This is a genomic window from Ktedonosporobacter rubrisoli (assembly GCF_004208415.1).
GTDB lineage: Bacteria > Chloroflexota > Ktedonobacteria > Ktedonobacterales > Ktedonobacteraceae > Ktedonosporobacter > Ktedonosporobacter rubrisoli.
Genome location: NZ_CP035758.1, coordinates 1,445,372 through 1,466,774 on the forward strand (window position 1 = coordinate 1,445,372; position 21,403 = coordinate 1,466,774).

At 46.5% G+C, this 21,403-nt stretch carries 15 protein-coding genes; 11 read left to right on the forward strand and 4 right to left on the reverse strand.

Annotated elements, in window-relative coordinates; all coding sequences use genetic code 11:
• Positions 1 to 136 precede the first annotated feature (136 nt).
• From EPA93_RS06660 to EPA93_RS06670, 3 genes are all read left to right on the forward strand, one after another.
• The gene (locus EPA93_RS06660) at positions 137 to 868 is read left to right on the forward strand and encodes a dienelactone hydrolase family protein (RefSeq protein WP_129886299.1); all 732 of its coding nucleotides are present in this window, start codon (positions 137 to 139) and stop codon (positions 866 to 868) included.
• Positions 869 to 1,255: 387 nt separating this feature from the next.
• Complete coding sequence (locus tag EPA93_RS06665) at positions 1,256 to 1,510, forward strand: hypothetical protein (RefSeq protein ID WP_129886300.1); 255 nt, start codon at positions 1,256 to 1,258, stop codon at positions 1,508 to 1,510.
• Between the two features lie 27 nt (positions 1,511 to 1,537).
• Complete coding sequence (locus EPA93_RS06670) at positions 1,538 to 1,762, forward strand: hypothetical protein (protein ID WP_129886301.1); 225 nt, start codon at positions 1,538 to 1,540, stop codon at positions 1,760 to 1,762.
• A 238-nt stretch (positions 1,763 to 2,000) separates the two neighbouring features.
• Here the strand turns inward: EPA93_RS06670 and EPA93_RS06675 are convergent, their stop codons facing one another.
• Both EPA93_RS06675 and lysA read right to left on the reverse strand, forming a co-directional pair.
• Positions 2,001 to 3,875, reverse strand: coding sequence for a Dyp-type peroxidase (locus tag EPA93_RS06675; RefSeq protein WP_129886302.1), 1,875 nt, complete (start codon positions 3,873 to 3,875; stop codon positions 2,001 to 2,003).
• Between the two features lie 512 nt (positions 3,876 to 4,387).
• The gene (gene lysA / locus EPA93_RS06680; RefSeq protein WP_129886303.1) at positions 4,388 to 5,644 is read right to left on the reverse strand and encodes a diaminopimelate decarboxylase; all 1,257 of its coding nucleotides are present in this window, start codon (positions 5,642 to 5,644) and stop codon (positions 4,388 to 4,390) included.
• A 405-nt stretch (positions 5,645 to 6,049) separates the two neighbouring features.
• On the opposite strand from lysA, the gene EPA93_RS06685 reads away from it, so the two are divergent.
• Entirely contained in the window at positions 6,050 to 6,793 is a 744-nt protein-coding gene (locus tag EPA93_RS06685) for an arylamine N-acetyltransferase family protein (RefSeq protein ID WP_129886304.1), read from the forward strand.
• 1,534 nt (positions 6,794 to 8,327) lie between these two features.
• Here EPA93_RS06685 and EPA93_RS06690 read toward each other — a convergent pair.
• A complete protein-coding gene (locus EPA93_RS06690; RefSeq protein ID WP_129886305.1) occupies positions 8,328 to 10,817 on the reverse strand; it encodes a hypothetical protein in 2,490 nt (829 codons plus the stop codon).
• A gap of 157 nt (positions 10,818 to 10,974) precedes the next feature.
• Positions 10,975 to 11,478: a hypothetical protein gene (locus EPA93_RS06695; RefSeq protein WP_129886306.1), complete on the reverse strand. Its 504-nt coding sequence runs from the start codon at positions 11,476 to 11,478 to the stop codon at positions 10,975 to 10,977.
• A gap of 909 nt (positions 11,479 to 12,387) precedes the next feature.
• Here EPA93_RS06695 and EPA93_RS06700 point away from each other — a divergent pair.
• From EPA93_RS06700 to EPA93_RS06730, 7 genes are all read left to right on the forward strand, one after another.
• The gene (locus EPA93_RS06700; protein WP_165422925.1) at positions 12,388 to 13,755 is read left to right on the forward strand and encodes a serine/threonine protein kinase; all 1,368 of its coding nucleotides are present in this window, start codon (positions 12,388 to 12,390) and stop codon (positions 13,753 to 13,755) included.
• A 363-nt stretch (positions 13,756 to 14,118) separates the two neighbouring features.
• The gene (locus tag EPA93_RS06705; RefSeq protein ID WP_129886308.1) at positions 14,119 to 14,421 is read left to right on the forward strand and encodes a GlsB/YeaQ/YmgE family stress response membrane protein; all 303 of its coding nucleotides are present in this window, start codon (positions 14,119 to 14,121) and stop codon (positions 14,419 to 14,421) included.
• 2,578 nt (positions 14,422 to 16,999) lie between these two features.
• Complete coding sequence (locus EPA93_RS06710) at positions 17,000 to 17,203, forward strand: hypothetical protein (protein WP_129886309.1); 204 nt, start codon at positions 17,000 to 17,002, stop codon at positions 17,201 to 17,203.
• A gap of 121 nt (positions 17,204 to 17,324) precedes the next feature.
• The gene (locus EPA93_RS06715; protein WP_165422926.1) at positions 17,325 to 19,475 is read left to right on the forward strand and encodes a glycosyltransferase; all 2,151 of its coding nucleotides are present in this window, start codon (positions 17,325 to 17,327) and stop codon (positions 19,473 to 19,475) included.
• A complete protein-coding gene (locus EPA93_RS06720; RefSeq protein WP_129886311.1) occupies positions 19,468 to 19,725 on the forward strand; it encodes a hypothetical protein in 258 nt (85 codons plus the stop codon). Before EPA93_RS06715 ends, EPA93_RS06720 begins: the two co-directional genes overlap by 8 nt.
• Before the next feature lie 2 nt (positions 19,726 to 19,727).
• Positions 19,728 to 20,573, forward strand: coding sequence for an MbnB/TglH/ChrH family RiPP precursor modification enzyme (locus EPA93_RS06725; protein WP_129886312.1), 846 nt, complete (start codon positions 19,728 to 19,730; stop codon positions 20,571 to 20,573).
• Positions 20,570 to 21,379 carry a class I SAM-dependent methyltransferase gene (locus tag EPA93_RS06730; protein WP_129886313.1) on the forward strand — a complete coding sequence of 270 codons (810 nt, stop codon included), beginning with the start codon at positions 20,570 to 20,572 and terminating at the stop codon, positions 21,377 to 21,379. The genes EPA93_RS06725 and EPA93_RS06730 overlap by 4 nt, the downstream gene beginning before the upstream one ends.
• The last annotated feature ends 24 nt before the right edge of the window (positions 21,380 to 21,403 follow it).

Below are 21,403 nucleotides of genomic sequence, written 5' to 3' on the forward strand. Positions count from 1 at the left end.
TATCTCCCTAGAAATTGCCAATTTTCCACCTTTCTAGAAAGTACACCTTCTCTTCCCTAGAAATTGCCAACCTTCTACCTTTCTAGAAAATACCCCTATAAAGATTAGTTCATTTCTACAGCAAAGGAGACGCTTTATGACCTTGCAAACTATGTACCTTACGCTCGCCACAGCGCCGGCGCGCATCCTATTTTACGGCACAGCAAGAGAGAGCGCACAACGGGGCACCATACTCTTCTATCATGGCTTTGGTCAATCCAAAGATGACTACAGCGAAGTGTTAGAACAGCTTGCCCGAGCAGGTTTTCTCATTGTTAGCCTGGATGGAATCGGCCACGGAGCCCGCCGCTATCCCGATTTTGCCCAACGCTTTCCACCACATTCTCCACATTTAGAGGGCAACATGCAGCTTGAAGCCGCCTTTCTTGATGTCGTTCAGGCCACGACCCAGGAAATTCCTGCGATTATCGACGCGCTCTTCGAGCATAAGTTGGCCCACCCTGGCCGGCTTGGCATCACCGGTTACTCCTTTGGTGGCTTTGTTAGCTACGCGGCAGTGATAAAAGATAAGCGTTTACAGGCGGCGGCACCAGTCGTAGGAGCGCCCGAGTGGAAGCTAGCCAGGCCAGAGAGCCCGCACCAGTATATCGAGCAATTCTTTCCCACAGCTATATTATCCCAGGTTGCCGGGCAGGATAGACGGGTTTCGCCCTTGCTCGCCCCCTATTATGCTCAGGCCCCCGCGCGGTTGCGCTATATCGAATACCCGGCTTCTCCTCACGAGCTATGCCCACAAGACTGGTCAGAGGCCTGGCAGGCCGTAGTAGCATGGTTCATAAACTTTCTCCCAAGTGCAGATCGACTCTGATCAGCTTATAATCTAAAGCCGGCGCAACAGTCACAGCAAGCTGTGTTATGTCATCTTCAGCAAATACATCCACATCTTTCGCTTGAAAAATTATATTTTACGAGTATCCTTTACTAAAGAACAAACTGTATGTGTTCCTTATCAAACATGTTGATAGAGATAATACTCTACAGCGTTCATTATCGCAGACGGATTAGAATATCCACAGGCTAAGCAGCATCGGCTTGACGCTGAAAAACTGCTTGAGTGGAGCACAACAGAGCAGTTCGGGCGGTCGAGGATAGCACGGAAAAGACAGCCCCTGTAGTCCAAATGGCCGTAAGATCTGGCATCAGAATGAGGATGGACAATTTCAGCTTCTCGTTTCCCGGAGAAAGGAGATTGACGATGGCCTTCAACGGAGTTGGCAATTTCTGGATTGCGCCCAACAGCACTGTGGTTCAGGATGGCTGGGGATGGAATGGAGCAGATCACGGAGCTCAATACTTCTCAGCAAATCCCAAAACATCCAATGTCGAGCTACAGATGTCCCATGAGACCAAAGGACGTAATAGCTCTGGCGGAGTCTATTATGGCTTTACGGTCACCAATCTTAGTAACGTCTGGGTTAATTATGATCTTCAGGGGGGCGGCTTCTCCTGAGTCTGGCAGAGGGAAAGGAGCGAAGTATTGAAGATTTTTGTATTCACAGACGATATGGGAAACGTAGTTGGATCGTTCATACCGCAGCAGCACTACGATCCTGATAAGCCAGAATTTGAGCTGCAAGGCCGCTCAAAAGATCGCGTTTACGAAATCGAGCTCTCAGAAGAAATGCTGGTTGGCGTAACCGATCCGCCAAGTCTTCACAAAAAGCTAGAGCACTGGATTATCAATAATCAAAGCCTTCAATAACGAATACCGGCGGCAAGGTTTTCTCGCCTGGCCAGAAATGTAATTTGACCTTGCCGGGCCGGAGAAATTTACAGGCAATGTGGACAGGCTGCAAGCCTGCAGCACCTATCATCAATCATGATGATCTGATAAGCTGAGGCTTGCAGTCACCAGCCATCCGGGCAAAAACGCCTTGAGCCTCTTAGCTTTACTGAAGCAAGCCGATCAGGCTCTTTTTTAGCATGCCTGGCTCACAAAGCTAGACTGTGAGCACCTCGCGTAAAGCCTGGATAGATGGACAGAAGTAAAAGCCACCACCCGTCGTGATAGTCCAATCCTGATTCCAACGAATTGTCGGGCCATTAGGATCAGTGATTGGCAAGCGTCCACTAATGATATTGCCATTATTAGTGGGATCATTTGGTTTATTGCTCTGGCCAATCAGGAAATCGAAGCCAGCCTGATTAAATGGAAAATCTGGATTGTCGATCCAGAACCGGCTTACGAACTCGAACTGCCCCACAATTGAGCTTTGATAACTGACAAAGAGCAAGCCGCGATCCACACCATCAATCACCGGAGCCTCTAGCGATGATGGCGAGACTGGACCATAGGGAATCCCACGGCGCAGTAGGCGATGTGTCTGTGTATGGCGTTCGCTTGCCTCGCTATTGCCCCCTCCTTCTGGCGTAATATCATCGCGCGGATAAACCTTACGAATGTGCGCAGCAAAAGGACAGGTCATTCCGCTTGGATCAGCTTGTGGTTCAGGGAATAGAGCTCCATTGCTACAGCCAGTAACTGAGTTTGGCGTATCCGGGCATGGATTCACCGGATGCATGAACTCAAAATCATTATTAGCGCAATCGCTCCGGCCAAGCTCACTATTATCAGTTTGGGTAGCGCGCATGATAGGAGCACCCGTGGGCCAGCGTCCCACAAACTTTGTACCTAAAAAACGCGGATCTGGCGGAAAGGTCGGGTTACTCTGGTTGAGGGCTCGCGCTTCAGCATTCAAGAAGGTATGAAAGCGCCCCACATCCTGACGCAGGCGGCGAAAGACCATGTACGAACCGTTTCTGGCCCAGGCCGGCCCCGCTTCAGCAAGCTCACCTTTATGTATCTCTACCATCTGGGTGGGATTACTCGGATCAGGAACCGAAGTTGACGTGCTCGGACTCGACTTCTGGTCCTGTGTATTTTTAGGGTCCTGATAGACATAGCCGAACATAAACTCACCTGGCCAGAGCAGATCCTGTCCCGGCTTACCTTGGTTAGGATTATCAGGATTCTGGCGTGGCGTCAGCACATCGGTACCATCAGTAGATTTTACATAACCGCGAATACCCGGCTGCGATACACCATCAAGGAACTTAAACTGTTCATGGCCAGAAAAGGGCCTTGGCAAATCCTGCCCGCGCTGCATGAAAACTATACGCACCCCACTAGATCTGCTGGTCCCATCAGTGCCACGAGTACGAGAGAAAATCGAGGTCTCGATCTTCTCAACCTGGGCATTCAAGTCATCTACATCATCGCTCTGGACCATAACAACAATATCGGCGTCGCGATCCGAAATTACCCAGTTATCGGGATTGCCCTCCATGTTCTTTTTGCTCGGGCTTGTGGGATCACCAAGAACGGCGGCGCGCTTCACCATGCCCTCTTTGAAAGCCTGGTCGGAAAAATCTGCGCTGGAGAGATCGGTCAATTGCCTGATCGCGTCATAAGTCAAGGCGATATTGATCCAGGTAGCTTTAATTGCCAGGGTCTCTCTGCCCCGCCGGCTGCGCAATTGCTTGAATAAACGATTAAAGGCCAGCACCTCCTCAGCCGTAGAGATAAATGGAACCAGTCCTTTGAGCCAATTCTTACAATTTCTCACATCATCGATCTTGAGGAAGAGCAGCATTACATGATCTTTGAGAAAGCCAGGAACAATATTCCCCTGGATCTCGCTTACCTCTATCAACGGCTCCTTATCAGAAACATCAGGAAAAGGATTGAAAACTCGCTGACTTTCTGCCTGCTCACTGACATAGCCGCGCGAATAGGCCCCCAGTGAAGGCACCTCGCGCGTGGACGGCGTTACAGCTTCAGTAGTTGATGGTGGCTTTTTTCCTGTATATACCATCTCTTCATCTCCTTTTGGCCTGTTAGCATCTTTCAACACATTAGCGCACAGCAATAGACGTACGAACATAGCTGAGGACGCCCCCAATCAGGAAAAGGTCGGCCTGGGCTCCCCCAAGCCCGGGCAATGGCGCCCTTGCGCTCCTTTTCCTCGCCAGCATAAGCGAAGATAACCCACCTTGTTATCTGATCCACCGTAAGAATAGTGGCAACAACTACCAAGTATAAGTAAATATTTTGTGTTTTTCAATCTCAAGTTACGTTATATATGAGCTATTTTCTATAAAGAAACAATAAATAATCAAATTATCTCGCCGCTGCTAAAGGCCAGGAAAGAGAGGAGAACGACCACGTAGAGCCGGGCGCCCGACAGCTTCTAGAGAACCGCAGGTGCCCGGCTTGAGAGAAATTGTAGGATGTATGTGATGTGGAACAATAACAGAGAGTTGCATCAGCTATGAGCCAGCTAAAAGCACAGCTGTCGCACAGCCAGATTGCTGTTTTAGGGACAGCTTAATGCGCCAATCCGCTAAAATCTAATGTACTAAAATGATCCTCTATAGTTTCTGCTCGACGAATCAACTGGACTTCCCCATTTTCTTTAAGTAGCAATTCGGCGGAGCGCAATTTACCATTATAGTTAAAACCCATAGCATGGCCATGCGCCCCTGTATCGTGGATAATAAGCGTATCGCCGGTCTCAACCTCTGGCAAATCTCGATCAATGGCAAACTTATCAAAATTCTCACAGAGCGAGCCAACCACATCATACTTGTGCGAAAGAGCTTTTTGCTCTTTGCCAAGCACAGTAATATGATGATAGGCTCCATAGAGAGCGGGACGCATAAGATTTGTCATGCAGGCATCAAGACCCACATAATCTTTATAGGTCTCTTTTTTGTGAATCGCAGTAGTAACCAGATAGCCATGTGGCCCGGTTATCAGCCTTCCACATTCCATAACGATGTTGAGGGGATACAACCCATTTTTGATGATTTTGCGCTGATAGAGCTCTTCTACGCCTTGTGAGAACCTTTGTAGATCAAAGGCTGTCTGCTCAGGCCGGTACGGAATACCAATCCCCCCACCAAGATTTACAAATGAGAATGTGATGCCCACCCTTTGCGAAATTTCGACAACCAGGTCAAAGAGCATATTCGCCGTCTCAATAAAATACTGCGCGTTGAGCTCGTTAGAGGCAATCATTGCATGGAGCCCAAAACTTTTTACACCCTTGTTTTTTGCCAGGTGGTAAGCCTGAAAGAGCTGATCGTAGGTCAGGCCGTACTTTGCTTCCTTTGGATCGCCGATGATAGCGTTACCAGCACGCCGCGGGCCAGGATTATAGCGAAAACTGATGAGATCAGGCAAGCCAACATATTTTTCTAAATAGGCAATGTGGCTGGTATCATCAAGATTTATAATTGCTCCTAGCTCCTTTGCCTTGCCATATTCCTCGATAGGCGTTTCATTAGAACTAAACATAATATCCGAACCCGTTATACCAACCCTTTCAGCAAGCAACAGCTCTGGCAGTGAGCTGCAATCAGCGCCGAAACCTTCGGCCTTTAGAATTTGTAAGATATATGGATTGGGCAGCGCCTTGACGGCAAAATAATTAGTAAAGCCGTCCATCCAGGCGAAGGCTTGTTTCAGCTCACGCGCAGCCTGGCGTATGCCTCTTTCATCATAGATATGAAACGGCGTGGGATATTCTTTCAGGATTTTTTCCAATTGTCTTTGTGTAAAGGGAATCGCTTTCTCTACCATGCCTTTAATTCCTTAAATAGAACGCTAATGGACGCAAGATAACGTGGCTGGTCAGAAATAAACATATACTATACTTTCTTTATTGCGCTGGAGAGCTTCAATTACTTCTCCTGCGCAAGGCATCTCAATGCTGAGCAGAGCAGCCATTCTCACCGAGCAGCACGCTGATTATGTATTATATGACCAGGCGCTCTTCTCTACAAATTCATCGCCTTCAAGAGATAGCCTGACTCGGCCTGGATAGACTTCTCGGAGCGCATCCTATAGCTCTCCATTCCAGAAAAGAAGCTGGCGAAGAGAGAATCCAGCCGTTTAGTACAGGTTCAATATGTACTAGAGGCCAATATGCGCGTTAGCAAGATCATGCTATGCTTAAGAAAATAGCTATAAGCGACGGGAGGCAGCATGCGTATTAAGCAATATTTACAGCGCATACGTTATCAGGGTCCACTTGAGCCAAACCTTGCGACCTTGCAAGGTCTGCACGAGGCACATCTGCTCAGTGTACCGTTTGAAAACCTGGATATTTATCAGGGCCGGGAAATCGTTCTCGACGAGCCAGCGCTCTGGACAAAGATTGTTGAGCACAGGCGTGGAGGCTTTTGCTATGAACTGAACGGCTTATTCGCCTGGTTGCTGCGTGCGCTAGGATTTCAAGTTCAGCTGCTTTCCGCCAGAGTAGCCACTGGCGCGGAAAGGTTCGGCCCCGAATTCGATCACCTTACGCTATTAGTCACGCTTGAGCAAGACTGGTTAGCCGATGTAGGATTTGGTGAGAGCTATCGTTGGCCATTGCTTCTACAAGACTCATTGGTCCATGAAGAGCCCTTTGGCAAGTATTGCCTGCTGCGCGAACAACAGTTCTGGACTTTGCAGCATTGGGACTATAGCTGGAAGCCTGAGTACTGCTTCACGCTGCAACCCCATGTATTGAGCGACTTTGCGGCGATGTGTAGATATCAACAAAGCTCGCCCGCTTCGCACTTTACCCAAAAACGTATCTGTAGCATAGCCACCTCTTATGGAAGAGTTTCGCTTAGTGAGCAACGCTTAATCATCACAAAAGATGGCCAGCACCATGAGCGTTGGCTGAGTACCCAGGATGAGTATACAGCGGCCTTAGCTGAATACTTTGGTGTCGTTCTATAATCCTTGCTTTCACTTACGTTCATTTCATCCTGCCCTGTTGACGGGCAGCATCTCTATAAGAGAGAGCCTGCTCTGTCCTTGAGTTGAGGTAGATTCCTCTACTGTTATCACAAAAGCAGCGGATTCAATAAAATCTACCCGTTGGCTGAATATGGGTAGATTCATAGCTGCGTCTACCAGCCTTGGATAAATAGGTAGACTTACCTAGATGGCCGGGGAGATAGTAGAATCTACCATTTTCTGAACTAGAGATAGACGCAAACGTGAATCTACCATCATTGCCAGATCCGGCAGATTTTATAGGGTGGGCAAAGCAAGCTGAGAAATCTACCATTAGCGCTAAAGTAGTAGATTCAATAAATCTACCGATAGACTAAACCTGAGTAGATTCATAATTACGTCTACTGCATTTGAGCAAATAGGTAGATCTATTGGAAAAACCGAAGGTGCTAGCAGAATCTATCGGTAAAGTACTTACAGGTAGATTCCTAAGGAAATCTACCATTGTTTAAATGTATGGAAGATTCCTAAGCTAGCAGCCAGAGGTATGCGTAGAATCCATCATTTCTGGCCCTTTAAGTAGATTCTATAGTTATGTCTTGTTGCTTAAGTTGGGCAAGCTAGTTTAAAGGTATCCGTATACTCGGTTTCTAATCAGAATCTACCATTCTTTTAAAGAGGAGCAGATTCTTAAGTTGCTAGACGAGAATCGACCTGCATCCGCGATCTCGGTGGATTCTAGATGCCAGGAAACGCTCATGAGCCCAAATCTACTCCTTTTAACAATTTAGTAGATTGCCCCAAATCTACCACATCACGTACGACAGTGGTAGATTCGCTGAGCTCAAGCGTGTTGATAAGGAATCTACAAGTTTCAGAACTGAAGTAGATTCCTACAGCGCAGAACTTATGGACGTACGCATAGACGTTTTGCTGCCTAGACAGGCTTTCAAGCCTGGAGGAGATTATAAAGAGGAACGTTCTCAGGGAGCGACGCAGGCCCTTTTGGCAAAAGCTCACCTAACGCTTTCTGGACGGCCAGAAAGCGCTGTCAGAGCCATATTATATGGCATCTGTAGGCTAAGCATACGTTGTAGCCGGCTAGCTCGCTCTGCCAGGAGGAGGAATAGAACGTTAACGTATAAACGCTGAGTTTGCCCCTAGAATGGCCGTAGGGATCGCTCTGCAGGTTAAGGTGCTATAAAATGTTACTCCGCCAAGCTTTATAACAGCTACGTATCGCTCACGGCCATCACGGGCCTATACGCTCGCTCACGCTCATGTCCCCAGGGCAAGGGCTAACAAAGAACAGGATAGAGCTGCCGATTGCGCTACCTTGATTGATATAAATGCAAATTTGTTTTTTAGTATAGTTCTATCTATCACTGAAGATTTCATGCAGAGAACTGGTTTTCGGCAACCATCATCAGCGTTTTCGAGCACAGAACCTCCCAAAAGGAACTTGTAGAAGTTATAAATGTCTCTTGCATGGCTATTTGTAATTTTTTGATTGAAAGACATCTTCTACCCCTTACTACCAGCCATAAGTATTATCTGAAGGCTCATTCTGGCCTGGAAGGTAGAATAGATCTTTCCAGGAGACCATCTTATTGAGACGAGCCTTCCACTCAGGAAGCGAGTAGACAACGGTCTGGTGGCATTTATTGCTGTTGGGTATGGATGCATCGACCAGGACCGCGTAAAGCGCGCAGTTGTCTCTTGACGAAGCAAGGATAGCCGTAGGGAATAGTCTTGTTTGTACGTTGTTCTGGATGAACTCCCTGAGCTCCTCAGCCTCCTTCAAGGTCATGTTGAAATATTCGTAGCTCACTGGCGTAGTTGGGGCCAACGTAGGCTGAAGTGACGCTCTTTTCTGCGCTCGTGCCGCTTCCTCCGCTTCTTTGGCCTCTGCAGCCTTCTTAGCCTCCGCAGCCTTTTGCTCTTCGAGCTGCGCACGCTCCTCTTTTAGCTCCTGGTACTCCACCTCCAACACGTCCTCGATATCGCGCAGGGAAAGGGCGCTATAGGTTTCAACCAGCTTCTTGGCCTTGGTGGGAATGCCCTTGTCGTTATACTCGTGAAAGCGAGCAGTGAAATAGGCTCCTGGGTTGTTCATCCACCGATCACGTCTCCATTTGACCATAGTAACGATGAAAGATGCAAGAGGTAACTCGTAGTTGTATTGGCTTTGTGAACGCTCACGTTTGAACAAACTGAGGTATTTCGGGTAACAATCAACATTTTCTTCGAGTACGATTGCAAAAAATTCAGCAAGTTTTTTATCGTAACGTAACGTTAACGTTTTTATAAAATTATATATATTATCTACTACGTATACGTTACGTACGTCGTCCTGAAAATCTACCTCACTGAAGATTTTGAGCAATTCGTTTGCATCAAAGTCGTCTTCGAATCTACCTGATTGTGCCGCGTTCGTAGATTGAGCGGGGATTTTGTGCTCAAGAGGAGACACCGAAGGATTGGATTTTGGTAGATTCGGCGTCTGTTCTCTGCTCCTGGAGCTGCCAAACTGCGTATTTGAGGTAGATTCGGTGGCCTGTCTTCTTTCTCGTTCTGAATCTACCGGATTTCTCTTTATGGGAAGAGTTCCCGATGAGCCATACTGGTTATCGTTGTTGAGCGTTTTCTTCCAGAGAGGTTCCGTTGTGTGCTCATTATGAGAAAAGTTATTCTGGTTGTTAGCTTTCAATTGGGAAGAGCTTTTTGGATTGGAATCATACTGGTAGCTCTGGAGCTTTTCTTCACCTTGTTCTGAATCTACCTCAGAGGTAGATTCAGGCTCCTCTAAGTACTGCTCGCTCAGGAAAGGTACGATTTTTAGATCTTCTCTTCGCTGTGGAAATATATCAGAAAGCCTGTGCGTATCACCCAGCGTTTCCCGGCCCTGGTACTGCTTCCCATCAGGCTCGTAAACATCCTTAAAGAACGGTTGGTTGAGATGTTTGCGTTCCGCATCCTCATTTCGCTTTATCTGTTTTCGGTTAAATTCAACCTGCTCCTTCAGGCGCCTGCGCTCGGCTTCTGCCTTGGCCCGTATTCTCTGCCGAGTTGCTTGCCGAGTGGTCAGATTGGGCTGCTGCAGATACTTTTCATCAATTTTTAGTGGCTGCCCAACTGGCTTTTGTGGAGCTTGTTCCTGGGGAACAGCAGGCTTCTCCGGCATCACATCTGGAGGTTGTGCCTCAGATGGCGTTGGGAGACGGAGCTGAGATGGCCGTTTTTTTCGTCGCTTGGTGACCACTCCTGGCGCTGGCTCTGCCATAATGGTATGTGATAGTGGGGGAGATCCTGAAAGAGTCTGGGAGAGATATGACTCTGTGTAGAGGGGCAAGGATAGCCCAACGTGTTTGAGCAGATCATAATTCTGCAGCTCAGGATGATGCTCTATTTCGGCCACCAGGTTGGCCAACATAGCCACGCCTTGCGCCTTACGCTTATCCTGGAGCGCCTTCTTCACATTCTGGTCCATACTGGCAAGCATCACCGAGTAGGTTCGCTTTATATAGGTCAGCAGGCTATCCCTGATCAACCCATAGACGCTACTAGCAATTTTTACCTCCTGGGCCATTGTACGCATCTTGGGGCGGCTGTGCTGGATAAGATAATCCAATTCAGTTGCCAGATTTTCCGGCGGCTGATAATAGCCTATACGCAAGAAATAGGCTGTCCGATCCAAAAACGGTTGTCTATATGTCAGTCCGAGGACTGAGAAAAGCTTAAAGTACTTCTGCACAGTTTCGTTGGATAAATCTAACATCTTTCCTAGCATCGCCAGACTGCGGGCACAGATGTATACCGCGTCCTTTGGGGCATCAGGGATGCTGGAAGGCTCATTGAGGGCGCGATCCAGAAACCTGTGGAAGAAATCCTTACCAAGGGTACGTGCAGAAAATATATGTGAAACCACCTGAACGGTGGAGGGATGAACTACTTTTAATATGTTTTCGTCTGACTCGAAGTCAAATCCATAGTCCTTTAATGACTTATTTGTCGAATCCTCCATGTTTGGTTAACCTTTCTACGTTCAAACCTCACTAGCCTCAACCAAAAAATTTGGGATCTAAGTCAAGTACTGCTGGAGTCTAAAAATCGTTAGGACTGTTGTGCCTTGACATATTTAATCGAATAGTATACGGTATTTCTCGGAGTTAGTTCTTGCATTAAATTGCATACCCCATCTTCTGATTGGTAAAGTTCCAGATGCTTGTTTTTCTCTTTCCATAAGGAAAAACGCGTGAGGGCGTACCTTTTAGTTGATAGATCGGATGTGCTTCGGTTGCTTTTTTCAGATCAACCTCTACTAGAGTAGAATAGCGCATCTGGTTCGCGTACATCATTTCGAGCCTCTTGGGTATACTATTAATGCCTTCTGCTAATTCATAACGCTTGGGAGTGCAATAACCCAACGCGTATAAGCCAGATGTACTGGTGCTGCTGCGCACCTCTTCATGAAGGTTGCATGTCAGTGCATAGTTTATCTGGGCGGGTAAGTAGGCTGCGGGGTTGGAGAGATAGTTGTTGACTATAGCGTCTGCTTCGGTGCCGCTTATCTGTTGAGCCGGAAATTGGATTGAAGGCAGTCGTTTGCAAGAGCTGCTCATCAGTGACCAGGCTATGCTGGTTTGTTGAGAAGCGAGTATGGTTTGGTCGCTCTCTTTTTGCAATTGAGACTGCTTATATGTGTAATTGCTTATCATTGCTCATTAATCTCCAATTTCCCTCTTATATCCTCTCTCTGCTAGCCTTTTGAATAGATAGCAGAGACCCAGTAGCCACTTAGCTGTTGAATAATGTATTGCGTCCTTTGAAGCCTCTGTCCGTGCTTTATGTAAGTTGGCAAAGCTCCAAGGAAGACTGTATATTGGTATAGTACAGGAAAAAAAATGTTAACGCTAGCATGTACACACACTATAATTTTTCATTGTTTTGAGCTCAGTGATTTTTTTTCACGCTCAAATTGCACGGAACCCTGGTGTGAAATTGCACGGAACCCTGGTGGGAATTGCACGTAGCCCCGGTGGGGTTTGCGCGGAGCCCTGGTGGGGTATTGCTCGGAGCCCTGGTGGGGGAACGCTCGGAGCCCTGGTGGGGTAATTTAGTGCTTGTCTATTAATCATCATCTACTTTCTCCTCTCCCTGGGAAGCGTTAGCGTTAAAAATTAAGAATTGACGTTCTTTTTATAAAAATGCATTATAATATATATTGTCGGCTTACCCGTACCTTCACTGGGATATAGGGGTATTCTAGTTAAAATAAGCCAAACGTTGACCTGCCGCGTGCTAATTGAAAACGAGAGATGTCTACGATAACCAAACAGTGATGTGCGAAATTCAGCTCAGATCCTCTCTGGGATAAGACACAAATTGCTATTTTTAATGTGGTCGCCAAAACATATTATACTTGGGCTTGCAAATGGTGCCCTTGAGCATAACTTTTAGCATTCCATTCGTTAACGGACGCTTGACAATATTCTCATATGCATATGCTACACTAGTAATCTGTGAACTGATTAAACTGCTTTACGAAAGGCAAGAGTAGAATGCCTCGTTGTCATAACTGTGGGAACAAACTCTTGACACAGACAGCTTTATGTACTGTCTGCGCAAAGAATCCCGCTCAACTCCCTGGAAGAACTGGCAAGTTGCTAGCTCAGCGCTATCGCATTCTTGCGAAGGTGGGCGAAGGAGGATTTGGTGTCGTTTATAAGGCGCAGGATAGGCTGAGAGGTAATAAGATTGTTGCCATCAAAGAGATAGATCTCAGCTCCCTGAGTACGCAGGAGAAAATAGATGTAACCGATTCCTACAATCGCGAAATCACCCTGCTCTCCAAATTAAGCCATAAGAGCTTGCCTGCTATCCATGATCATTTTACTGATCCCGAGCACTGGTACGTTGTTATGGATTATATACGTGGCAAGACACTAGAAGAGATTCTCCAGACGACGCGCGGTGGACGTCTGCCCATAAAGCAGGCTCTGGAAATTGGGATGAAGCTGTGCGACGTGCTAGCCTATCTGCATGGCCAGAATCCTCCCGTCATTTTCCGCGATGTGAAGCCTTCTAATGTGATGTTGACACGTAAGGGGAATCTCTATTTGATCGACTTTGGCATCGCTCGCCTCTATCGTAGGGATAAGAGGCGCGATACAGGCCCCCTGGGTTCACCTGGCTATGCAGCTCCCGAACAGTATGGCATTGCCCAGACGACGGCCCAGACAGATATCTATGGGTTAGGAGCTACTCTACAGACACTGCTATCAGGCAAAGAGCCTTTAGATATTCGGGCCGATGGATGGCCAGCCGATTGTAATTTGCCTGAGCGATTGCAAACGCTGCTAGATTGCATGATGGAGCGCGATCTTAAGCGGCGCCCTGCTGATGTCAAGGATCTAAAATGGGATCTAAAATGGGTGGCCAGTACTCTGCCTAAGAGCCGTTGGCAGGTAGGCATGGCCTCGTTTTGGAAACTTGTGATTAACATCGTGCCTCAGACGATGATGTTGCTTCTGCTGTCACTGCTTTTCCCTCTTGTCGCAGCTGCTACAGGCTTTCTGGCTAGCTCATTCTGGATACCTTGCTTGCTAGCAATGCTTGTAGTCTTCGTTGGCTGCTGTATTTCCCCCCTGCTTGCTGTAAGTGGCGCGAGGCCGCTAGAGCGCTGGGCAGCTCTCTGGCGACGCCTGCCGCGAGCTCTCTTTTTAACTTTGTTGCCTGCTCTGCTCTTCTATATCTTCTATGATAGCTTGCGGCCTGGCAATACCTTTGCCTGGGTTGAGGTATTGTTGATCGGTTCTGTATGTGCGACGCTGGATATGCTTCTCTTCTCAGTAAGCAAACGGCTTTTCCGCTTGCTTAAGCACCTGCGCAACCTATCGAGAGCTTATCCTGGTCGGAGTCGTACAAGTATCCCTCCTCAGAAGATGTCGCAACATATGTGACGCGTTGTCTACATCCTGCCTGCCATTCTGCCTTAGTCCAGGATAGGCATGTTTTGATGCTTCATCATCCGCACACGATTGCTGTTTTGTTTGGAAGGCTTGGAAGCGGCTAAAAAGAGCTTAGGAGAGGTCGGATAGGCCCAGGCCTGTGAAACTCCCATTCTTGCCGTTGCGTATCTGTCTATAGCAAGTTCTTTAACTTGATGAGAACGTAAATGAGCTAAAAAAGTCTAAAGGTGAACTATGCTTGCTGTTAACCAGGAATATGTTTTTCTGGAAAATAGATATAATGGTTTAACTTTAGCCGCAAGGTTGAAAAACACTATTAACAGCGGAATGTAGCTAAAGGGTAAGGAGGAGTATATGGTGCTTGCCGCATTAGCCCTGGGCGCGACACTACAGCCCGGTGGGATTATTATGTGGCTCATTCTAGGGCTGATAGCTGGTTTTCTGGCTAGCGCGGTGATGCGTGGAGACGGCTATGGGCTGATTGGCGATCTCATCTTTGGTCTGGTAGGAGCGTTTATCGGCGGCTTGATTATGGATCTGCTGATGCCTGATGCTTCCTTTGGTTTTTGGGGTAGCCTTGTTGTTGCCTTCATTGGAGCCTGCATTCTGATTGCTATTGTACGTGCTATTGCGGGCGCAAGAACGCAGAGGCTCTAGACTATCTTCAGATAAATTACCAGAGCAGATGTTTTTGCATGGGACCTGGAATTTCCAGGTCCTTCCTGTTGCTCCCGATCAAGGCATTCGTATGTTCGCTCGGGTTCGTTTAGTGAGTACACCAAATGGACCAGGGGAGATGAGGACAAAATGGATAAGTTCAAGGGAATTTGTAGGGGAGGCCGCCGCTTGTTCAGGCTTGCACTCTACAGCCCTTAAAATTGTCTATAAAGGCACTATTTGGGAAACCACAAAAAAGTGACCTATAGAGCTAAATCGGCTCTATAGGCTGGTCTACATCGTTTTAGGAATCTGCCAAACTCTTGCTAAAATTGCACGGAGCCCTGGTGGGGTAGTGTCATCAGTATATAGAATAGATGCGAGGAAAAAACGTTATTCTCCTTCTGTTCTTTTAGCAGGCCGATCTTCTAGGCAGTTTTGCTCTTGTTCCTCATCTAGGAACGTGCAATTTCTAGATCGTACGCTTTTCTATATTCATAGCTAAGGGCTATTTTCTGCTGTTCTAGCAATGTGGTTTTTCCATATATAAGGAAGGGAAGAAATCTTGCTATCTAGAAATGTGGCGTGTGGAGATTGCCAGGAAGTGAGATTGCTAGAAAAGAGTGAAATCTGCCTTTCTATCTCAGTCTCTTATCTGGAAATCTAGCCTAGCAGAAATCTACAAAAATATAATAGTAGAAAAATAGAAATGTAGCTAACTAGAACGGAGTCAGATCTATATTTCTTGCTATCTTGATCGGAATAAATCTACCAGGCATGATAATACACTTATCTACTTTGGTAGAATGCTAGCTAGACAGAAAAGTGCTGATTATAGCTAACTTGACTGCAGGCTTTTCTAGATCTAGAAAAGTATCAAAACTAGCTTAGTAGAAAACAAGATCAGTTCTCTTTCTTTATTGGAGTGATCTTCATAAGGGGCTTTTCTGGATAGGAGAGTTATCTAGAATGCTGCCTATTCTAGATAACTGAACGGTGACATCACGTAGCTAGAAGAGAAGAATTCTGTGTTTCTGTGAAGGTAGAAAAGCACCTTTCTGGAAATTTGATCGCAGAAAGCCGTTTTGTGTTATTTCTACTTATCTAGATTTCTATCTTAGCGCATGGCTGGCATCGAACAGCTTTTTATAAAACTAGCAAGCTAACTATCTAGATTAGAGGTATATCAAGAAAAGTGTTATTTCTTCAATAATACCAGAGGCCATAAAAAATGAGCGCACTTCTTACCGCTTAAATTTCTTTTGCACTATTTCCTTGGGCAAGATTTCTAGAAAATATATAAAGCAAGATATCTAGAATACTATTTTGAGGCGTGAAGGCTAAAGTTACAACAGCTTTTAGTTACGACAGAGTGACGTAAGGTTGTGTAGACGAGATGTATACAGCCTATTTTTCTTGATATCCAAATCTACTTAACAAGAAAATATTCAAAACTAGATTTCCTGTTTGCTAGCTTTGCTAAAAATATTTTTCCTGGATTTCTGCCAAAGAGGAATAATAGTAAAGAAGAAAATTGCAAAATCTAGTATGCTACATTTCCATCTTCGTAGAAAACTAGATTTCCTGCTGCTTAGAGCAGCGAAATAGCAGGAAATCTAGAAAATATGCCAATCGTGAATGCTAGAAATCATACTGATCATCAATACTGGTTGGCTAGATAAGTGCCTATAGTGGAAAAGCTAGTTTATAGTCTTTTCGCGAAATCACAATTTTCTAGAATGCTAGATATCTATAATTCACGATCGAGCACCATTCTTGCTGCTATTCTAATCCTGCTTGGAGCATCTTCTAGAAAGAAGGAAAATATTAATATCTACCTAACTAGATTAAGAAGAGTTATAGAATTCTAGATATCTAGGAAAGATAACTAACCTGATTAATGGCAAGGATTATATTCAAGATATCTTTAAAGCTACTTTTCTAGAAAAGAAGAAAAGCGGATATTCTTGTAATATATCTCATCTACTTTGGTCTTCTTTCCATAATTCTAGAGAAGTAGGAAGGTAGGAGAATAGTTATCGAGAAAAGAAGAATAACCGAAATATAGTTAGGTGACAAATCTGTTAAGGAAGAAAGGTGGCATATTAACCTATCTGCCGATATAGAAAGCCAGATTGGATAATGATCTTCTAATATAGAAAGCTAGATCAAATAGCGATCTGCCGATGTAGAATGCTAGATTAGACAATAGTCCTCTAATGAAGAAAGCTAGATTAGACAACTATCTTCCAATACAGAAAACTAGAATAAGCAGCGAGCTTCCAATATAGAAAACCAGATTGAAAGACTTCTCGGAATCTACCATTATAGACTTCTATTTATTAAACTGATCTAGAGATCTATATTGCCTGCTTACAAGAAATCTAGCTTACAAGAAATCTAGAAATTAAACTTGCCTGGAAAAGTAGAAGAATACAGCTTTCCCATGATAGCATAAAAATTTCATAAAAAGCATCTCAACTTATTGACATATACAGAAAAATGGTGTAAGTAATAAGAATATCGAAAATCAGTTTTGCCTTGTAAAAGTTGTATAGACATGTAAGGAGTATATTGCATGGATGTAATAGCTCACACGTCAAAAAACACAAACGTCTCGTATTTCTCCTCTGAAAATGCCAACGGATCTCTCTTCTGGTGCGAAGCCGCGCAGGACGGTCAGGTATCCGATCTTCTAGAAGAGGCAGCGGTGGCAGGGTGCCACTGTATCGCTTGCGGTGGCTGTGATGCGGTTCTAGAAGACACCGACGAAATTTCCTGAACATTTGAGGTACAGAAGTGTAGGGGAACAGCAAGCCTCTGTTCCCCTATGTGCTAATTTTTGTCATGCACGAAGCACGACAACACCTATTGGCAATCTCAGGATGGAAGGAATACGGACATTGAAAATCTGCTTTATTGGCAAGTATGCGCCTATCCAGGGAGGAGTCAGTCGAGAGAATTTCTGGTCCGCATATGCCTTAGCACAAGCCGGTTTTGAGGTACATGTTGTCACCAACGCTCAAGAGGTTGAATACCAATATCGAACTCTTGAGGATGCCTGGTTTGGGCACCCACAGGCTCATCTGAAGGCAACTGCCAGGGGAAAACTCACGATTCATACATCCAGCAGTTCGCTCAAACATAGTTATATTCCCTGGGCCAATCCCTTTGTCACGAAACTTGCCACGATGGCAACCGAGGTAATTACAGCCTATGGTTGTGATCTTATTTGCGGCTACTACCTGGAGCCCTATGGTGTAGCTGCCTACCTGGCTTCACGGTGGACCGGGGTTCCCTACGGCTTGCGTCATGCTGGTAGCGATGTTGGTCGCCTCCTGCTCTGTCCCGATCTCCAAACGACGTATATACAGACCATTCTCGCTGCCGATTACATTTTTACCGCACGCAGTACCCTGCGGCGCTTTCTTCATCTAGGGATTGATCTCGATAAGCTCTATTTCCCGGCTCGCTCCAGTCTACCGACTACCTATTTTCATCCCGATGCTCCCCCTCTCGATATCAACGCGTTGGTTGCGCTGGTATGTCGTAGCGTGCCTGAAACACGCTATAGGGGGATCTACCACCGTTTTGCTGACAAACCATTTGATCCTTCCCTTCCGACTATTGGCATCTATGGCAAATTGGGCCTGGCGAAAGGCAGTTTTGACTTACTCAAGGCGTTGAAGCAACTGCACGAGACCGGCTTCAAATTCAATTTCCTGGCCCTGACACAGGGACGTCTCCAGACTATGTTCGATTTCGCACAATGCATTGAGGAGTATGGCCTGACTCCTGCCACCTGGCTCCTGCCCTTCATCCCCCATTGGTCTATCCCAAATTTTATTCGCGCCTGTACGGCAGTCTGTTTTCTTGAGCGCGATTTCCCCATTAAAATTCATCAGCCAGGGGTACCGGGCGAGGTGTTCGCCTGTGGAACCTGCCTGATTCTTTCGCAAGAGATCGCCGAGAAGCAGTTTTACCGCGAAAAATTGCGTTCGGGCTACAATGCATATATCGTCGATGCGCGCAACATCTCTTACCTTGCCGCGACACTGAAAACGGCTCTTGAAAATCCCCCTGCCAGTCGGGAAATCGGTATGCATGGCTATTATGATATTTCTGCCGGGACGGAGGACTTTCCCGCCTTTGTTGACAACCTCGCATCCTCATTCACAATTATTCAACAAGACGTCGTTTTAAGGAGAAATAGCATGAGCATTGCTGAAATGCAAGCGTGTCTGGCTCGCCTGTATGTAGATGATTCTTTTCGCATGCTCTTCGATCTGGCCCCTGAAGCCTCTCTTGACGCTTATAAGTTGACAGATGAGGAGATTGCTGCGCTCAAGGGCATCGATAAGAAGATGCTTCAGCGCTTTGCAGCTTCGCTGAAGGCAAAACGGAGGGAGCGTCTCAAGTACGTCTATCCCCTCCTATTTCATCTCCCTGGCATCGATATCAATCGCTATTTTACACGTTTCTACCATCTCTATCCTGCAAAGCCTCATGATTCGACATTGAGCAGAATTCAAGAATTTGGCTCTTTTATGGAACAGTGCCTGACGACTGATGAGGATACACCCCCTTACGCGAGCGAGATTGCCCGCTACGAACGTCTCTGCCACGCTGCCGCATTTCTTCCTACTCCTGAGGATGCCTTTACGCATATTAATGCAACCCCCGCAACGGCGACAACACCGCTTACACTGGAGGATCGCCCCATCATACGCCCTGGCTGCTATGCCGAGATGTTCGCTTACGATATCGTGAAAATTGCCCATGCGTTGCGCGAACAGCAGGAGAGTGGGAACCTACAAACGGGCCAGTACTACTTCGTTTTTCAGCAAGTGGAGATCGCAACCCATCCCAAAATCTTCGCGGTCAGCTCCGCCACCTACGATTTATTCATGCTCTGCGACGGGTCACACACTATTGCTACGCTCATTCACAAAATGGAAAAACGCTTCGGGCGCGAAGATCTGGAAAAAGAGCTCCTACAAATGCTTCAGCATCTATCCTCTTTACGTATGATTGGAGTGGCAAAGCATGAATAGTACACCTCCTGAACTGGCCTGGACTCCTTTCAGCCTGTTCAGCATTGAGGAAGTTCAGGTGGCATCTCCCCAACTGTTAACAGAGCCGCATGGCTGCGACCTTTGCCAACACTGCCTGTTTCTACAGGCCAATTTTCGTGCGCGTCTAAGCAAGCAGACAAACGACCACGAGATGACCAGGCCAGCGAGAGACGAGCATTGTGAGCACAAGCAACAGGGGCTAACGAATTCTCTCATCGAGGAGGAATAACGATGGTACAGGTCATCAATCAACTCACGTCTGTTCCCTTTCTTGGCGTAGGCATCGGATATCGCCAGGAGTTGAAACAAGAAACGCTGAGGTCCCATGCAAAAATTGATTTTTTAGAGATTATTACCGAGCACTATACGAATAATTCGCGTATGCTTGCCGAATTAGAGGAAATTTGTGCTCTATTCCCAGTTATCCCACATGGCATTAGCCTATCCATTGGTTCAATGACGCCACTTGATAAGCAACATCTTCGCGGGATCAAACGCGTATGTGAGGTGACACAGGCTCCCTACTACAGCGAGCATCTCTGTATGACAAAGGCTCCAGGCATAGATCTTGGACATCTCTCACCGTTATGGTTTACTGAAGAGGTGCTGGAACGCGTTATTCAGAATGTGTTGTTTGTTCAAGAATATCTTGAGCGGCCTCTCGTGCTAGAAAACGTGACCTACTATTTTGATATACCAGGCAATCATATGAGCCAGACCGAGTTCTTCAATCGCCTGGTTGCTGCCACCAATTGTGGCGTCCTGCTGGATATTACCAACGTCTATATCAATTCTGTAAATCATCATTTTGATCCGCTTAACTTTCTTGATCAGATGCCACTGGAACATGTTGTGCAGGTTCACCTCGCAGGGGGCTACTGGCTCAATGGCTTGTTGGTAGATGGACATAGTGAGCCGGTGCAGGAGGAGAGCTGGCATCTCTTACAGGCGCTTGTGGATAGATGTCAGGTCAAAGGTATTATCTTCGAGCATGATACGAATTTTCCCCCGATGGAGCTATTTCTACAACAGATACAGCGTGCCAAACAGATTATAAGAAAGGACAAGGGAGCATGAAAACCGGCTGGCAGGACACATTCAATGCCCAGCTGTATGAAACGTATGCCCTGACATACCCTTTGTACCGGGAATCGGGCAAGCATCTGCTATCCCTGGTAGGAATTTGCCCCGGACAAACCGTTCTTGATCTGGCCTGTGGCACCGGTACTGTAACTGTCCAGATCCAGGAGGCTCTTCAGGGATGCGGGATAATCATTGGCGTGGATATCTCCGCCGCCATGCTTGCCATTGCGAAAGAAAAGCTTCCTCTGGCAACGTTCAGCCAATCGCCCGCCGAGCGGCTTGCAGAAATTGTACCTGCCAACTCCGTTGATCTGATTGTCTGTAATTCAGCGTTCTGGCAAATGGATATTCGTTCCGTGCTCGCTGCCATCAGGACGGTGCTCAAGCCAGCCGGGCGCTTTGCGTTCAATCATGGAACCGGTGTGCGTATCATACAGCATGGCAAGACGCCCTCTGAGCCGTTACTTGAACTGATGAGGCGCATCGCACGAGAAGAATATGGTCTGACCTTTGCGCAACGCAGCAAAAGAAAACATTCCCTGACCCACACCCCTCCACAGGAGATACACGCGCTCCTTACAGAAGCTGGTTTGCCCGTCGTGCAGTATAAAACTGTAGAGATTGACTATACAGCCGAAGGTGTGCGCGAATTCCTCAAGCTCCCCATCATCAATGCCAGCTATCTGCCGGGAAGCGATTATGAAATTGGCAAAGAGATTGTAGAGAAAGCCTATCAACGTGCGACAAAACCCTTTCAGGTCATCGGCATATGGGATTATTATATTACACAGAAAAAGTGATCACACGCCTTAAAAACTCTAAAA

Excerpts from the sequence above, each read along its gene's own strand:
- lysA (WP_129886303.1), bottom strand. The coding sequence starts at position 5,644 with ATGGTAGAGAAAGCGATTCCCTTTACACAAAGACAATTGGAAAAAATC.
- EPA93_RS06685 (WP_129886304.1), top strand. The coding sequence starts at position 6,050 with ATGCGTATTAAGCAATATTTACAGCGCATACGTTATCAGGGTCCACTT.
- EPA93_RS06660 (WP_129886299.1), top strand. The coding sequence starts at position 137 with ATGACCTTGCAAACTATGTACCTTACGCTCGCCACAGCGCCGGCGCGC.
- EPA93_RS06690 (WP_129886305.1), bottom strand. The coding sequence starts at position 10,817 with ATGGAGGATTCGACAAATAAGTCATTAAAGGACTATGGATTTGACTTC.
- EPA93_RS06665 (WP_129886300.1), top strand. The coding sequence starts at position 1,256 with ATGGCCTTCAACGGAGTTGGCAATTTCTGGATTGCGCCCAACAGCACT.
- EPA93_RS06675 (WP_129886302.1), bottom strand. The coding sequence starts at position 3,875 with ATGGTATATACAGGAAAAAAGCCACCATCAACTACTGAAGCTGTAACG.
- EPA93_RS06730 (WP_129886313.1), top strand. The coding sequence starts at position 20,570 with ATGAAAACCGGCTGGCAGGACACATTCAATGCCCAGCTGTATGAAACG.
- EPA93_RS06720 (WP_129886311.1), top strand. The coding sequence starts at position 19,468 with ATGAATAGTACACCTCCTGAACTGGCCTGGACTCCTTTCAGCCTGTTC.
- EPA93_RS06725 (WP_129886312.1), top strand. The coding sequence starts at position 19,728 with ATGGTACAGGTCATCAATCAACTCACGTCTGTTCCCTTTCTTGGCGTA.
- EPA93_RS06710 (WP_129886309.1), top strand. The coding sequence starts at position 17,000 with ATGGATGTAATAGCTCACACGTCAAAAAACACAAACGTCTCGTATTTC.
- EPA93_RS06705 (WP_129886308.1), top strand. The coding sequence starts at position 14,119 with ATGGTGCTTGCCGCATTAGCCCTGGGCGCGACACTACAGCCCGGTGGG.